Source organism: Stutzerimonas decontaminans, from assembly GCF_000661915.1.
In the GTDB taxonomy this organism is placed as follows: Bacteria; Pseudomonadota; Gammaproteobacteria; order Pseudomonadales; family Pseudomonadaceae; genus Stutzerimonas; species Stutzerimonas decontaminans.
Genome location: NZ_CP007509.1, coordinates 3126964 through 3141402, shown reverse-complemented (window position 1 = coordinate 3141402; position 14439 = coordinate 3126964). Strand labels below are relative to the sequence as shown.

Here is a 14439-nt window from a genome sequence, read left to right as displayed (position 1 = left end):
GGCGGCCCTGGCTGGTTGTAGTTTCCCTGGTTTGAGCAACTTCCGTGCCCCCGTTCGGCACTGCTGATGACCCGCGGCGAGCACCGGGACGTATGCCGGCGCAGCGCTGCCGTGATCGGCAGGGGCAAGGGTTGCCGGCTGCTGGCGTGCTCCATACCGGCGCAAGGATGCACCAGCAGTGCACCTGTTACGGATACGTCAGATGACGTACCCGCTTACGTCATCCTGCGTATACCCCGGCCAGACAGCCGAGCCCATTCTTGCTCCCGACCCGATGCCGGCCCGCAGCAGCAATGTTGCGGCAAGCCAAGCACGGCCCACCGAGACAGGAGCAATCATCATGGATTCACAACTGACGGGTTCGTCACGCCGCCTTCCCCGCCGGCTTGCGCAGGGGGCTGCGGCACTCTCGATGCTGGCAATGAGCATCTTCGCCTCGAGCGCCAGCGCCGAGGTCAACACCACCGGCTTGGCGGTCACCGATACGGAAGTGGTGGTCGGGCAGTTGCATTCGGCGACGGGCACCATGGCCATCTCCGAGACCGGCTCTATTCAGGCCGAGCGCCTGGCTATCGAGCAGATCAACGCGGCCGGCGGCATCCTTGGCCGGCAGATCAAGGTGGTGCAGGAAGACGGCGCGTCCGACTGGCCGACCTTCGCCGAAAAGGCCAAGAAGCTGCTGGAGCGCGACAAGGTCGCGGCAGTGTTCGGCTGCTGGACCTCGGCCTCGCGCAAGGCGGTGTTGCCGATCTTCGAGCGGGAGAACGGGCTGCTCTACTACCCGACCTTCTATGAAGGCCTGGAGCAGTCGAAGAACGTCGTCTACACCGGCCAGGAGGCCACCCAGCAGATCCTCGCCGGCCTCGACTGGGTCGCCAAGGAGAAGGGCGCCAAGACCTTCTACCTGCTCGGCTCGGACTACATCTGGCCGCGCACCTCGATGAAGATCGCCCGCAAGCACATCGAGAACGTGCTCGGCGGCAAGGTGGTGGGCGAGGAGTACTACCCGCTGGGCAACACCCAGTTCGGCTCGCTGACCAACAAGATCAAGCTGAAGAAGCCCGACGTGATCTTCGCTGCCGTGGTCGGCGGCTCCAACGTCGCCTTCTACAAGCAGCTCAAGGCTGCCGGCATCACCGCGGACAAGCAGACCCTGCTGACCCTCTCGGTCACCGAGGACGAACTGCTCGGCATCGGCGGCGAGAACATGGCCGGCTTCTACGCCTCGATGAAGTACTTCCAGAGCCTGGACAACCCGAACAACGTCGAATTCGTCAAGGCGTTCAAAGCCAAGTACGGCAGCGACGCGGTGATTGGTGACGTCACCCAGGCCGCCTATCTCGGCCCCTGGCTGTGGAAGGCCGCAGTCGAGAAGGCCGGTAGCTTCGACGTCGACAAGGTGGTTGCCGCCTCCGCCGGACTGGAGCTGAACACCGCGCCGGAAGGCTACGTGAAGGTGCATGAGAACCAGCACCTGTGGAGCAAGACGCGCATCGGCCAGGCGCAGGCCGACGGTCAGTTCCAGGTGGTCTTCGAGTCCGACCTGATCGAGCCGAATCCCTTCCCGAAAGGCTACCAGTAACCCTCTCTGCGCCGCGTGCCGGCTGGCCCGCGGCGCTCTCTTTTGCCATCAGGAGACATCATCATGGAATGGCTATCGGAGTTTGGTGCCATCGCGGCCATGCAGGGTTTCAACGGCTTGTCGGTGTTCTGCGTGCTGCTGCTGATGGCTCTGGGACTGGCGATCATCTTTGGTCAGATGGGCGTGATCAACATGGCCCATGGCGAGTTCCTCACCGTGGGTGCCTACACCACCTATCTGGTCTCGGTGCTGACGCTCAAGTATGTGCCTGAGCTGCAGCCCTACTATTTCTTCGTCGCCATCGCGCTGTCATTCGTGATCGCCGGTGCGCTTGGCTGGCTGGCCGAATGGGCGCTGATCAGCAAGCTCTATCACCGCCCGCTGGACACGTTGCTGGCGACCTGGGGCCTGTCACTGGTGATGCAGCAGGCGTTCCGTTCGATCTTCGGTGCGCGCGAGGTCAGCGCCACGCTGCCGGACTGGCTGATGGGTTCCTGGATGCCCACTGACACCATCGACATTCCGCTCAACGGGCTGTTCGTGATGGCGCTGACACTGCTGCTCACCACGGCGATCTTCGTCCTCATGTACCGCTCGCGCTGGGGCCTGCAGGTGCGCGCCACGGTGCAGAACCGGGTGATGGCACGTTCGGTGGGGATCAACACCAAGAAGGTCGACCGCATGACCTTCGCCCTGGGCTGCGGCGTGGCCGGGGTCGCCGGCGCGGCGTTCACCACCATCGGTTCGACGGGCCCGACCTCCGGTTCGCTGTACATCGTCGACACCTTTCTGGTGGTGGTCTTCGGCGGCGCGGCCAGCCTGTTCGGCACCATCGCTTCGGCGTTCTCCATCGCCCAGACGCAGTCGATCGCCGAGTTCTTCATCAGCGGCTCGATGGCCAAGGTGCTGACCCTTTCGGCGGTGATCCTGATCCTCATGCTGCGTCCGCAGGGATTGTTCACGGCCAAGGTGCGCAAATGATGAACAGTTTTTTGGTGGCAATGGCGAACGATGTGAGGGCCAAGGCATGAACTCGACACTCGATAAATTCTTCGGCGGAAAGCAGGGCGGCATCGGTCTGCTGATCCTCGCGGCGCTGCTCCTGCTGGTGTTTCCGCTGCTGCTCGACAGCTTCCGCCTGAACATGGTGGGCAAGTACCTGACCTACGCCTTCGTTGCCGTGGGACTGGTGCTCTGCTGGGGCTACGGCGGCATTCTCAGCCTGGGGCAGGGGATCTTCTTCGGCCTCGGCGGCTACTGCATGGCGATGTTCCTCAAGCTCGAGGCATCCGATCCGGAAAGCACCAGGATCCAGTCCACGCCCGGTATTCCGGACTTCATGGACTGGAACCAGATCACCGAGCTGCCGTTGTTCTGGCAGCCCTTCCAGAGCTTCGGCTTCACCCTGCTTGCCGTGGTCGCGGTGCCGGCGATTCTCGCGTTGATCATCGGTGTGGCGATGTTCAAGCGCCGGGTGGGCGACGTGTACTTCTCCATCGTCACCCAGGCCATCGCGGCGATCCTGACCATCCTGATCATCGGCCAGCAGGGCCTGACCGGCGGGGTAAACGGCATCACCGACCTGAAGACGCTGCTCGGCTGGGACATTCGCACTGACGAGGCGAAGACCATCCTCTACTTCGTCAACGCGGCGCTGCTCATCGGCTGCATCCTGATCGGGCGCTTCATCCTCGCCTCGAAGCTCGGGCGCCTGCTGATGGCCATGCGTGACAAGGAAGAGCGGGTGCGCTTCTCCGGTTACGACGTTGCCAGCTTCAAGATCTTCGTGTTCTGCGTGGCGGCGAGCTTTTCGGCCATCGGCGGGGCGATGTTCACCCTGCAGGTGGGCTTCATGTCGCCGAGCTTCGTCGGCATCGTGCCGTCGATCGAGATGGTCATCTTCGCCGCCGTGGGCGGGCGGATGTCGCTGCTCGGTGCGGTGTACGGCGCGCTGCTGGTCAACTACGGCAAGACGGTGTTCTCCGAGAGCTTCCCCGAGCTCTGGCTGTACTTCATGGGCGGCCTGTTCATCGCGGTGGTCATGTATTTCCCCAACGGTCTGGCAGGCCTCTGGCAGAGCCATGCCCGCCCCTGGCTGGCGCGTCTGCGGCTGCCGGATCGGCGCCAGCCATCGATGAAGCCCAAGCCGCCGGCAGAGCAGCCGGGGGCGGGCGGCGCGACGATCGATGCGGTTCCCGCCAAGCAACTGGAGAGCACGCCATGAGTGGATTTCAGATGCCCAAACCGGTGCTGGCCATCGAGGGCCTGACCGTTTCCTTCGATGGTTTCAAGGCTGTCGATGACCTGAACCTCTATCTGGACCGCAACGAGGTACGTGTGGTGATCGGCCCCAACGGCGCCGGCAAGACCACGGTGCTTGACCTGATCTGCGGGAAGACCCGCGCCACCGGCGGCTCGATCCAGTTCGACGGGCGCGAGCTGACCAAGATGAAGGAGTTCGACATCGTTCGCGCCGGGGTAGGGCGCAAGTTCCAGAACCCGTCGATCTACGAAAACCTCAGCGTGTTCGAGAACCTGGAAATGTCCTATCCGGCCGGGCGCAAGGTATTCGGCGCGCTGTTCTTCAAGCGCAGTGCCGACGTCGTCGCCCGGGTGGAGGAGATCGCGGCGGAAATCGGCCTGACCGGGCAGTTGTACAGCGAGGCCGGGCTGCTCTCCCACGGCCAGAAACAGTGGCTGGAGATCGGCATGCTGCTGATGCAGGACCCGGAGTTGCTGATGCTCGACGAGCCGGTGGCCGGTATGAGCGTCAGTGAGCGGGCACAGACCGCCGAGCTGCTCAAGCGCATCAGCCAGGGCCGCTCGGTGCTGGTGATCGAGCACGACATGGAGTTCGTCAAGAGCATCGCCCACAAGGTCACCGTGCTGCACCAGGGCAAGGTGCTGGCCGAGGGCAGCATGGAGGCGGTGCAGAGCAATCCCAAGGTCATCGAGGTTTATCTGGGGCATTGAGGCGGTGCGGGCCCTGGCACGCGTGGATAACGCTTTGCGGTTATCGACGCTACGCCGACGGCTGGCCCGCGCGCCGTAGGGTGGACATCGCCGCAGGCATGTCCACGCGTGTCGCACCCGACAGGTACAAACAGGAGTTCAGCATGTTCCAGATCAGCAGCCTCGCTTCGGGCTACGGCCAGAGTCAGATCCTTCATGACCTCAATCTCAAGGTCGAAAAGCAGGAAATCGTCGCGGTCATGGGCCGCAACGGCATGGGCAAGACCACGCTGTTCAAGACGCTGATGGGCATCGTCCCGCAGACCGCAGGCAGCGTGCAGGTGGATGGGCAGGAGGTCGCCGGGCTGGAGACCCATCAGCGGGTTGCCAGCGGCGTGGCCTACGTGCCTCAGGGGCGGATGATCTTTCCCAGCATGACGGTGCTGGAGAACATCCAGACCGGCCTGCCGGCAGCCGCCGGCGGCAAGGTGCCGGATGATCTCTACGCGCTGTTCCCGGTGCTGCACGACATGCGCAAGCGCAAGGGCGGCAACCTGTCCGGCGGCCAGCAACAGCAGCTGGCGATCGCCCGGGCACTGGCGACCAATCCCAAGGTGCTGCTGCTGGATGAGCCGACCGAGGGCATCCAGCCGTCGATCATCAAGGACATCGCGCGCACGCTGAAAGAGATCCGCTCGATTCGCGATCTGACCATCGTGGTTTCTGAGCAGGTGCTGTCATTCACCATGGAAATCGCCGACCGTTTTCTGGTCATCGAGAAGGGCCGCTTCGTGCTGGAGGAAAGCGCAGCCAATGCCGACGAGGCGACCATCAGTCGTTACCTGTCGGTGTAAGGGCGCTTATTCCGTGGGGCGCCCTAGGGCGCGAACCGTGCAGGCTGGTTCGCGCGCTAAGGGCCTTTCGCGGAGCGATGGGGCGACGCAATTCTTCTCTTTTTCCTGATCCTCAGGCTGGTGTGCATTCCCTGCACGCCGGCCTTCTCCTGCCTGCCAAACAGAGCTGAAAGCCTCGTATTTGCTGGCTCCGGGCATACGTCATCCAACGTATTTCGGAAAAGCTGGCGACGGAAAAGACTAGCTTCGTGTTCAGCGCAACGCTGATGTCCTTCCAACGCAAAGGAGCTTCGTCATGACCGATACCCTGATCAAGGTCGACTTGAATCAGCCTGCCACCGAGAACGAGCAGATCCACAACCGCTGGCATCCGGACATTCCGATGGCCTGCTGGGTCAAGCCGGGTGACGACTTCATTCTCGAGACCTACGACTGGACCGCAGGCGCGATCAAGAACGACGATGATGCATCCGACGTGCGCGACGTCGACCTGACCACCGTGCACTACCTGTCCGGTCCGGTCGGGGTCGAGGGTGCCGAGCCGGGCGACCTGCTGGTGGTGGATCTGCTCGACATCGGCGCCAAGCAGGACTCGCTGTGGGGCTTCAATGGCTTCTTCTCGCAGCAGAACGGCGGCGGCTTCCTGACCGACCACTTCCCACATGCGCAGAAGTCCATCTGGGATTTCCAGGGCCTGTTCACTAGCTCCAGGCACATCCCGGGCGTGCGTTTCGCCGGGCAGATCCACCCGGGGCTGATCGGCTGCCTGCCGGACCACAAGATGCTGGCGACCTGGAACGAGCGCGAGCAGGGCCTGATCGACACCAATCCCAACCGTGTGCCGCCGCTGGCCAATCCGACATTCGCTGCGACCGCGCACATGGGCAAGCTCACCGGCGAGGCGCGTGACAGGGCCGCGGCCCAGGGCGCGCGTACCGTGCCGCCTCGCGAGCATGGCGGCAACTGCGACATCAAGGACCTTTCGCGCGGCTCGAAGATCTTCTTCCCGGTCTATGTCGACGGCGCCGGGCTGTCGGTCGGCGACCTGCACTTCAGCCAGGGTGACGGCGAGATTACCTTCTGCGGCGCCATCGAGATGGCCGGCTGGGTGCACATGAAGGTCGAGCTGATCAAGGGCGGCATGGCCAAGTACGGCATCAAAAACCCGATCTTCAAGCCCAGCCCCATCGTGCCGACCTACAAGGATTACCTGATCTTCGAAGGCATCTCGGTAGACGAGAGCGGCAAGCAGCACTACCTGGACGTCAACATCGCCTACAAGCAGGCCTGTCTGAACGCCATCAACTACCTGACCAAATTCGGCTACTCGCCGGCGCAGGGATACTCGCTGCTCGGTTCGGCGCCAGTGCAGGGCCATATCAGCGGTGTGGTGGACATACCCAACGCCTGCGCCACGCTCTGGCTGCCGACCGAGATCTTCGAGTTCGACATCCACCCGAACGCGTCCGGGCCGACCCGGTTCCTCGATGGCAGCATCGACCTGCCGATCGCCTACGACAAATGAGTTCGTTCATCCGGGCGGGGCAGGTGCTCTGGACGGCGGCCTGGCCCGCTCGGATGGAGGGACACGGAGGATGATGCGATGCCGATCTATGAATACGACTGCGACGCCTGCGGTGATTTCACCGCCCTGCGCCCGATGAGTGTGCGCAGCGAACCCTGTGATTGCCCGGCATGTGGCACGCCCAGCCCGCGAGTGATTCGCACCGCCCCCGGCCTGGCAACCATGGCCGGCAGCACCCGCGCGGCGCATGAGACCAATGAGCGCGCCAGCCACGCGCCGAAGACAGTCGCCGAGTATGCCGCCAACAAGCGCCACCCGGCCGGCTGCAGCTGCTGCGGCCCAAGCAAGCCGGTGGTGCCCACCAAGGCGAATCCCCATGCGCTCAAGGCCAGCCCATCGAATCGCCCGTGGATGATCAGCCACTGAGGCGTCACTTAACCCCGTGGAGGGCCTCGGCTGCAGCGCCGGAGCAATGTGGCAAAAGCCGCTCCCACGAAGCACTGACTCGATAATCAAGGGGAGGCACCCATGCGTCACGGTGATATTTCCAGCAGTCCCGATACCGTCGGCGTAGCCGTCGTCAACTACAAGATGCCGCGCCTGCACACCCGAGCGGAGGTGCTCGACAACGCGCGCAAGATCGCCGAGATGATCAAGGGTATGAAGCTCGGTCTGCCGGGCATGGACCTGGTGGTGTTTCCCGAGTACAGCACCATGGGGATCATGTACGACCCCGGCGAGATGATGGACACCGCCACCACCATTCCCGGCGAGGAAACCGCGATCTTCTCGGCTGCCTGTCGCGAGGCGCGGACCTGGGGCATCTTCTCGCTCACCGGCGAGCGCAACGAAGACCCAGGCAAGGCGCCTTACAACACGCTGGTGCTGATCGACGATCAGGGCGAGATCGTGCAGAAGTACCGCAAGTGCATCCCCTGGTGCCCGATCGAGGGCTGGTATCCGGGTGATCGCACCTACGTCTCGGAAGGCCCGAAAGGCATGAAGATCAGCCTGATCATCTGCGACGACGGCAACTATCCGGAGATCTGGCGCGACTGTGCGATGAAGGGCGCCGAGCTGATCGTGCGCTGCCAGGGCTACATGTACCCGGCCAAGGAGCAGCAGGTGCTGATGTCCAAGACCATGGCCTGGGCCAACAACTGCTATGTAGCGGTGGCCAACGCTGCAGGCTTCGACGGCGTCTACAGCTACTTCGGTCACTCGGCGATCATCGGCTTCGACGGTCGCACCCTGGGCGAGTGCGGCGAGGAGGAAATGGGTATCCAGTACGCCCAGCTGTCCATCTCGCAAATCCGTGACGCCCGTGCCAACGACCAGTCGCAGAACCACCTGTTTAAGCTCCTGCACCGTGGCTACACCGGTGTCTACAACTCCGGTGACGGCGACAAGGGTGTGGCTGACTGTCCGTTCGAGTTCTACCGCACCTGGGTGCTGGATGCGCAGAAGGCGCAGGAAAACGTCGAGGCCATGACCCGCGCCACTGTCGGCGTCGCCGACTGCCCGGTGTACGAACTGCCGCACGCGGGGCGGGAGCGGACGCTGGGTTGAAATGTTGCCTTCCACCTGGCCGGGTAAGTGCTCCAAGGGTTTGCTTGCCACTGCGGGCAAGCGCCCCTCACCCCGGCCTTCTCCCCCGACGGAGAGGGGCTATGCGGTACCGGCTTTGAGCGGCTTGTCGCTTTCGTTGCGATCCAGGATTTACCCTTTGGAGAGCAATCATAGCGGCGGAGGCGCAGCGTTAGTCCCCATTCACGCAGCCTCTCTCCCAGGGTTGAGAGGACGTACGTTCAATTCTCTGCACCGGGGCGCTCATGCCATTCGTGAATGAACTGATCGAGCACAACCGTACCCAGATCGCGCAAGCCAGCGATCGGGCAGGCCAAGGGCCGATATCGGCGTCGCGCTTCCTGTTCGACGTCGAGGCCGTCATGGCGCTGCTGCGCAGTCGTATCATCGGCCAGGACGCTGTGCTGGGCGAGATCGAGGCCATGCTTCGCGTGGTCAAGGCCGGGATCGGCGATCCCGAACGACCACTGACCGTCAATCTATTCCTCGGCCCGACCGGGGTCGGCAAGACGGAGATCGTGCGCCTATTGGCCCAGGCCATTCACGGCAAGCCGGATGCGTTCTGCCGCATCGACATGAATACCCTGGCGCAGGAGCATTATGCTGCCGCGCTCACTGGGGCTCCCCCCGGTTATGTAGGCAGTAAGGAAGGCACGACGTTGTTCGATGCCGAGGCCATCGCCGGTAGTTTCAGTCGGCCCGGCATCGTGCTGTTCGACGAACTGGAGAAGGCCAGTCGGGAAGTCGTGCGCAGCTTGCTCAATGTGCTGGATAGCGGACGACTGACCTTGGCTGCCGGCAACCGAACCCTGGATTTCCGCAACGCGCTGGTGTTCATGACCAGCAATATCGGTGCACGGCAGGCTGCGCGGTGGGAGCGCTGGCCGATCCCGCGCACGGGCCGTAGCGCGTTGCGAAGCCGCAGCGTCCGGCAGGCGCTGCATCGGCATTTCGATTCGGAGTTCCTCAATCGACTCGACCGCACGCTGCAGTTCGATAGCATCCAGGGCGACCGGCTGATGCCGGTGCTGGATGTCGAGCTGAGCAAGCTCACGCAACGCCTGCTCCGGCAGGGCGTGCAGTTGCAGGTCGATAGCGCCGTCAAGCAAGCGATCTGCCGGACGCATGACCCGCGCTTCGGTGCCCGTGACGTTGCCCGACAGCTGCGCACTCGCCTGGAGCCGGCGGTGGCTGACGCCCTGTTGCGCGATCCTGAGGGACGGGCATGGCGGGCCTTGCTGCACGACGATGCGATCCGCCTGGAACCGGTCGCGCGCGACTAGCAGCGAACTCTCCAGCAGCATGGCGGCATTGGCCCCAAAACCTGGTTGTGGCAACCGCTCCTAAAAGAACGGCCGCACAGTTGCGCAGCACGCGATCAATTGACATGACCAACGGCTATAGCCCTTACAATCGCGACCCTAAGGTTCCAATTACTCTCCTGTCCTCATGAACATGTCTGCGCTGCAAGGCACTGTATCGCTGATTGACGACGATCCGTTCGTTCTTCAGGTGCATGCCACTCTGTTACGTTCCATCAGCCTGACCGTGCGATGCTTCACCTCATCGCTGGCCTTTCTCGAAGATCACGTGCCTGGGGCATGTGAATGCATCCTTTCCGATTTGCGGATGCCGCAAATGGGCGGCTTGCAGTTGCAGGCAGAATTGCTCTCCCGAGGAGTGGAAGCGCCGATCATCTTCATCACGGGTCACGGCGATGTGGGAACCGCAGTGGAAGCGATGCGGCGAGGCGCGTTCGACTACGTTGAAAAGCCGGTGCACGGGCAGCATCTGCTGGATCGTGTAAACGCGGCGCTGGCGGTCAGCCTGCAACGGCACCGCGAGCGCTTGCAGCGGGAGGCACGTGAAGCGCGTCTGTCGCTACTGACGGCGCAAGAACGCAAAGTCGCGCAATGGGTGATGCAAGGCCTCTCCAGCCGCGAGATTGCCGAACTGGCAGGCCTTAGCGTGCGCACCGTGGAAAACCATAGGGCACGGCTTATGGACAAGCTACACGTCTCATCGGTCGTGGAGCTCGTTCGCCTGCTGCTCTGACCTCCCAGCGCTGAAGGTAGATTCCCCCTCAGGTGTTGAGTAGTTCTACTCAAGCCATTAAAACGCCACCAAACGACAATGCCTGCCTATCGCACATAGCTGTGGAGTTGAGCGGGCATGCGACATCCGAATGCGGGACGGGTTTTGGCGCTGGCCAACGTAATCCTCTGCGGATTATTGGCCCAGATTTGGTGGCTGGGCGTCGCATGGGGCGCCATAGTGCTGCTACTGCTTGTAGTAGCCGAAAACGGCTACGAAGCGGCCAAACACCTGCCGCAGCTTGATAATTCTGAGCCATTGCAGGACTCCCAGCTGCGCGAGCGCTTACAGGCTCTGGTAGTCGGTGTCCTGCCCCTGTGGGGCCAGCATCTGCAGCTGGCTCGCGACCAGGTAGGCGGCGCCATCACGGGTTTGTCGTGCGGCTTCGCCGCGTTGAGTCAGCGCCTGATCGCCGATGCGCCACAAAGTGGTCAGGATCAGAGCAGCCGCGCGATCGAGACCATCCAGCGAGCTGAGCATGATCTGCACAAGATTACCGACGCCTTGCTGCAGACCCAGCAGTACCGCGCGCTCCTGCTTGCTGAAATCGACAGCATCGCCAGCCAGACCCACGAGCTCAGCCGCATGGCCGATCAGGTGGGCAAGATCGCCGATCAGACCAACCTGCTCGCGCTCAACGCCGCCATCGAGGCAGCCCGGGCGGGGGAGGCGGGGCGTGGCTTCTCGGTAGTCGCCGACGAAGTGCGCAAGCTCTCCAATGAATCTGGCGAGACCGGCAAGCTGATCCGCGAGACGGTGGCGACTGTCACCGAGGTAATCCACAAGGCGCAGGGCCTCTCTGCATCCTTCGCCATTCGCGAGCAGAGCGTGGTGGAGGAGTCGCAGCAGCTGGTTGAAAACATCGTGCAGGACTTCAACGAGACGGCCACGGTGCTGCAGGACTCACTGCACCAGCTCCAGCAGGAGCGTGGCGTGCTGGAAAGCGAAATCAACCAGCTGGTGGTGCACCTGCAATTTCAGGACCGCGTCGACCAGATCATGGGGCACGTCACAGATGACATGCAGCGCCTTGAGCAGACCTTGTCCAGCTTGAGCGCCGGCGGCGTCGAGCTGCCGGAAGTTGCCGAGTGGCTCGAACGTCTGAGTGGCACTTACACCACGCTGGAGCAACGTGCGCTGCACGATGGCCGTGGCGTCGAGCCCACCAGCGCTTCTTCTTCCATCACATTCTTTTGAGTTGAAACAAGCATGAGCAAGACGATTTTGGTGATCGACGATTCGGCGAGCATGCGCCAGATGGTCAGCCTGACCCTGCGCGGCGCCGGTTACACCGTTGTGGAGGCCCAGGACGGCAAGGACGCGCTGAGCAAGCTGGACGGCCGCAAATACAACCTCATCATTTCTGACGTGAACATGCCGAACATGGATGGCATCAGCTTCGTCAAGGCCGCCAAACTACAGCCAGCCTACAAGTTCACCCCGGTGATCATGCTCACCACCGAGGGCAGCGACAGCATGAAGCAGCAGGGCAAGGCCGCTGGTGTGCGCGCCTGGATCACCAAGCCCTTCCAGCCGCCGATGTTGCTCGACGCCGTTTCCAAACTGGTGATCTGACGCCATGTCCGCATCGCAGATACCCCACGACACAACGCTGAAGCTGGGCGGCGCCTTCACCATCGAGCGCGCGGCTGAGCTGCATGCGCTGCTGCTTCTGGAATTGCAGCAGCGAGCGCCTGAGGCGGTCAGCCTGGAAGGCATCAGTGAAATCGATTGCTCCGGCCTGCAGCTGCTGTTGGCGCTGCGTCATCAGCTGCCGTCGGTACAACTGATCGCGCCGAGCCCGGCGGTCGAGCAGATGCTCGCGCGCGTCTGGCTCACATCATTGCTGGATAACTGAGGAAGCCTCATGGATATGCAAGCCGTTCGTAGCGTGCTGCTTGATGAGGCTCGCGAGCTGCTGGCCGAAATGGAGCAGGCGCTGCTGGCAATTGAAAGCCAGGGTGCCGACAGCGAGCGCATCAACGCCATCTTTCGCGCAGCTCATACGCTCAAGGGTTCCTCGGGCATGTTCAATCTCCAGCTGGTGGTGGACTTCACTCACCTGATGGAAAATCTGCTGGTTCAGGTGCGCACCGGCGAGCAGCCGATCGATGCGTCGCTGGTTTCACTGCTGCTCAACTGTGGTGATTACCTGAGCCGGTTGTTCGACAACGTCGCCGAAGGCCGTGAGGATGAAGATCCTGACCCGGTCACGCGCGCCCGTCTTTGCGCTGAGCTAGGTTCCTTTCTCGAAGGTGTTGCTCTGTACGTCGCTCCGGAGGCGATCCCTGCCGCCGGAATTAGCGGGGGTACGCATTGGCGCATCACCCTGCGCCCGCAAGCGCAGGTGTTCGCACATGGCCTGGACCCGATCCCATTCGTTCAGTATCTGGCCGACATGGGCGAGGTGCTTGCGCTGGAGGTTCTGCAGGACGATTTGCCGCCCCTCACCGAGCTGAATTCAGAAAGCTGTCATCTAGGCTTCGTCCTCGAGTTGATGGCTGATGTCGAGCGCAGCGCTATCGAGCAGGCGCTGGAGTTCATCGAGCAGGATTGCGACATCCAGATTGAGGTCTTGGACGAGCTTGACAGCACGCTGATCGAAGAAGATCACCTGGCAATCGTCGACGTCTCGCAACGCAGCAGCCTCCTGGATGCAGCCGAAGTCAACCGTTCTCGCGCCTCTGAGCAAGTTTTCATCAAGGTCGACGCACGCAAGCTCGATGAGCTGATCAACGCTGTTGGCGAGCTGGTCATTCGCAATTCCGCCTGCAACAGCCACCCAGCGATCCGTCAGGACGCCGACCTGGGCGAGTTGCTTGAGGATGTAGGGCATCTGGTGGAACAGATCCGCGACCGCGCGCTGAACTTGCGTATGGTGCCTATTGGCGATGTGTTCCAACGCTTTCCGCGGGTTGTGCGGGACGTCTGCAGGGAACTTGGTAAGCGTATCGAGCTGAAGGTCAGCGGTGCCGATACCGAGCTGGATAAATCCATGGTCGAAAAGCTCACCGACCCCCTGTTGCACGTCGTGCGCAACGCGATGGACCACGGCATCGAGTCGATCGAGGAGCGCCTGGCCGCCGGCAAGCCGGAGCAGGGCACCCTTTCGCTCAACGCCTATCACCAGTCGGGATCGGTGGTCATCGAGATCAGCGACGACGGCCGCGGCCTGGATACCGACCGTATTCTGCGCAAAGCGATCGAGCGCGGGCTGGTGGAGCCCACGGCGCAGCTAGCCGAGCGCGACGTCTTCAACCTTATCTTCGCGCCGGGGTTCTCCACTGCAGACAAGGTCACCGACCTTTCTGGCCGCGGTGTGGGCATGGATGTGGTGCGCCAGAACATCGAGCAGCTGCGCGGCACCGTGGATATCCAGAGCGCCCGCGGCAAGGGTTCGACCTTTCGCATCCACCTGCCGCTGACGCTCGCCATCATCGACGGCTTTCAGGTCGCGGTGGGTGACGCCGATTTCGTACTGCCGCTGGACCTAGTGGTCGAGTGCCTGGAGTTTAGCGAACAGCGAGGCAACGACGTGTTCAGCCTGCGTGGCCAGCCGTTGCCTTACCTCCGCCTGGCCGAGCGTTTCGGTATACCGCGCGAGCAAAGCGCCCGTGAGTGTCTGGTGGTCGTGCAGTGCGGTGATCAGCGCGCTGGCATCGTGGTGGACCGTTTCGTTGGCGAAATCCAGGCGGTCATCAAACCACTCGGCGATCTCCTTAGCGGCATGCGCGGCTTCAGTGGTTCAACAATTCTTGGCGACGGCAGCGTTGCCCTTCTTCTCGACATACCGGCGCTGGTCAGCAGTGCCAACTGACGGGTAACCGTCGACAACTTCTCTTCGA

Annotated in this window: 14 protein-coding genes; all 14 read left to right on the top strand. The window is 62.7% G+C overall.

From position 1 onward, the window contains the following. Positions 1–412: 412 nt before the first annotated feature. The 14 genes from urtA (at position 413) to UIB01_RS14285 (ending at position 14411) form a co-directional block, all read left to right on the top strand. Positions 413–1582: an urea ABC transporter substrate-binding protein gene (gene urtA, locus UIB01_RS14350; protein WP_373278831.1), complete on the top strand. Its 1170-nt coding sequence runs from the start codon at positions 413–415 to the stop codon at positions 1580–1582. Between the two features lie 63 nt (positions 1583–1645). Continuing rightward, on the top strand, positions 1646–2563 hold the full coding sequence (gene urtB / locus UIB01_RS14345) for an urea ABC transporter permease subunit UrtB (RefSeq protein WP_038661826.1): 918 nt from the start codon (positions 1646–1648) through the stop codon (positions 2561–2563). 46 nt (positions 2564–2609) lie between these two features. Further along, positions 2610–3806, top strand: coding sequence for an urea ABC transporter permease subunit UrtC (urtC, locus tag UIB01_RS14340; RefSeq protein ID WP_038661823.1), 1197 nt, complete (start codon positions 2610–2612; stop codon positions 3804–3806). Continuing rightward, positions 3803–4555 (top strand): urea ABC transporter ATP-binding protein UrtD, encoded by a 753-nt coding sequence (urtD, locus tag UIB01_RS14335; RefSeq protein ID WP_038661820.1) that lies wholly within the window; start codon positions 3803–3805, stop codon positions 4553–4555. The genes urtC and urtD overlap by 4 nt, the downstream gene beginning before the upstream one ends. A gap of 143 nt (positions 4556–4698) precedes the next feature. Next, a complete protein-coding gene (gene urtE / locus UIB01_RS14330; RefSeq protein WP_038661817.1) occupies positions 4699–5388 on the top strand; it encodes an urea ABC transporter ATP-binding subunit UrtE in 690 nt (229 codons plus the stop codon). Between the two features lie 295 nt (positions 5389–5683). Further along, on the top strand, positions 5684–6913 hold the full coding sequence (gene fmdA / locus UIB01_RS14325; protein ID WP_038661814.1) for a formamidase: 1230 nt from the start codon (positions 5684–5686) through the stop codon (positions 6911–6913). A 78-nt stretch (positions 6914–6991) separates the two neighbouring features. Beyond that, a complete protein-coding gene (locus tag UIB01_RS14320; protein WP_038661811.1) occupies positions 6992–7339 on the top strand; it encodes an FmdB family zinc ribbon protein in 348 nt (115 codons plus the stop codon). 102 nt (positions 7340–7441) lie between these two features. Beyond that, positions 7442–8482: an aliphatic amidase gene (locus tag UIB01_RS14315; RefSeq protein WP_038661806.1), complete on the top strand. Its 1041-nt coding sequence runs from the start codon at positions 7442–7444 to the stop codon at positions 8480–8482. A gap of 263 nt (positions 8483–8745) precedes the next feature. Beyond that, positions 8746–9783, top strand: a complete 1038-nt coding sequence (locus UIB01_RS14310; protein WP_038661803.1) for an AAA family ATPase — start codon at positions 8746–8748, stop codon at positions 9781–9783. A 172-nt stretch (positions 9784–9955) separates the two neighbouring features. Next, positions 9956–10555 (top strand): response regulator transcription factor, encoded by a 600-nt coding sequence (locus UIB01_RS14305; protein WP_230585253.1) that lies wholly within the window; start codon positions 9956–9958, stop codon positions 10553–10555. Between the two features lie 117 nt (positions 10556–10672). Next, the gene (locus tag UIB01_RS23460; protein WP_051605088.1) at positions 10673–11791 is read left to right on the top strand and encodes a methyl-accepting chemotaxis protein; all 1119 of its coding nucleotides are present in this window, start codon (positions 10673–10675) and stop codon (positions 11789–11791) included. 12 nt (positions 11792–11803) lie between these two features. Beyond that, a complete protein-coding gene (locus UIB01_RS14295) occupies positions 11804–12169 on the top strand; it encodes a response regulator (protein ID WP_038661797.1) in 366 nt (121 codons plus the stop codon). 4 nt (positions 12170–12173) lie between these two features. Further along, entirely contained in the window at positions 12174–12452 is a 279-nt protein-coding gene (locus tag UIB01_RS14290; protein ID WP_038661795.1) for an STAS domain-containing protein, read from the top strand. Positions 12453–12461: 9 nt separating this feature from the next. Continuing rightward, a complete protein-coding gene (locus UIB01_RS14285; RefSeq protein WP_080695091.1) occupies positions 12462–14411 on the top strand; it encodes a chemotaxis protein CheA in 1950 nt (649 codons plus the stop codon). The last annotated feature ends 28 nt before the right edge of the window (positions 14412–14439 follow it).

Excerpts from the sequence above, each read along its gene's own strand:
- UIB01_RS14285 (WP_080695091.1), top strand. The coding sequence starts at position 12,462 with ATGGATATGCAAGCCGTTCGTAGCGTGCTGCTTGATGAGGCTCGCGAG.
- UIB01_RS14305 (WP_230585253.1), top strand. The coding sequence starts at position 9,956 with ATGTCTGCGCTGCAAGGCACTGTATCGCTGATTGACGACGATCCGTTC.
- UIB01_RS14315 (WP_038661806.1), top strand. The coding sequence starts at position 7,442 with ATGCGTCACGGTGATATTTCCAGCAGTCCCGATACCGTCGGCGTAGCC.
- urtA (WP_373278831.1), top strand. The coding sequence starts at position 413 with ATGCTGGCAATGAGCATCTTCGCCTCGAGCGCCAGCGCCGAGGTCAAC.
- UIB01_RS14295 (WP_038661797.1), top strand. The coding sequence starts at position 11,804 with ATGAGCAAGACGATTTTGGTGATCGACGATTCGGCGAGCATGCGCCAG.
- UIB01_RS23460 (WP_051605088.1), top strand. The coding sequence starts at position 10,673 with ATGCGACATCCGAATGCGGGACGGGTTTTGGCGCTGGCCAACGTAATC.
- urtD (WP_038661820.1), top strand. The coding sequence starts at position 3,803 with ATGAGTGGATTTCAGATGCCCAAACCGGTGCTGGCCATCGAGGGCCTG.
- urtE (WP_038661817.1), top strand. The coding sequence starts at position 4,699 with ATGTTCCAGATCAGCAGCCTCGCTTCGGGCTACGGCCAGAGTCAGATC.
- UIB01_RS14310 (WP_038661803.1), top strand. The coding sequence starts at position 8,746 with ATGCCATTCGTGAATGAACTGATCGAGCACAACCGTACCCAGATCGCG.
- urtC (WP_038661823.1), top strand. The coding sequence starts at position 2,610 with ATGAACTCGACACTCGATAAATTCTTCGGCGGAAAGCAGGGCGGCATC.
- urtB (WP_038661826.1), top strand. The coding sequence starts at position 1,646 with ATGGAATGGCTATCGGAGTTTGGTGCCATCGCGGCCATGCAGGGTTTC.
- fmdA (WP_038661814.1), top strand. The coding sequence starts at position 5,684 with ATGACCGATACCCTGATCAAGGTCGACTTGAATCAGCCTGCCACCGAG.
- UIB01_RS14320 (WP_038661811.1), top strand. The coding sequence starts at position 6,992 with ATGCCGATCTATGAATACGACTGCGACGCCTGCGGTGATTTCACCGCC.
- UIB01_RS14290 (WP_038661795.1), top strand. The coding sequence starts at position 12,174 with ATGTCCGCATCGCAGATACCCCACGACACAACGCTGAAGCTGGGCGGC.